The organism is Glutamicibacter sp. GQ173, from assembly GCF_059759215.1.
The window spans coordinates 1-238 of the sequence record NZ_JCAXDT010000027.1 but is presented as its reverse complement, the minus strand read 5'-3'; the positions used below and the strand labels follow the sequence as shown (position 1 = coordinate 238).

The 238-nt window shown below is 63.4% G+C and carries 1 pseudogene; it reads right to left on the bottom strand.

The window, feature by feature from the left end:
* Positions 1-200 (bottom strand): annotated as a pseudogene (locus AC6CHO_RS17235) (hypothetical protein); the annotation flags it as partial.
* Positions 201-238 lie beyond the last annotated feature (38 nt).

Below are 238 nucleotides of genomic sequence, written 5' to 3'. Positions count from 1 at the left end.
TGGTGGGCGAGGGCTGCCTGGTGGTAGCGCAGGGAGGAGATGACGTTTTCCAGGCGGGCGATGCCGGCGAGGGATTCTTCGGTGGTTCCGTGGTCCTCGATCAGGGCCAGGGTGGATTCCAGTGTCTTGACCACGGCGGCGAAGGGGCCGTCGTGCTCTGGGCTGGGGGTGCCCGTGCGGGGGATCCTGGTTTCGGACATGTTCTTATTCTACGCGGGTTGATCGAACATGTCTTCGA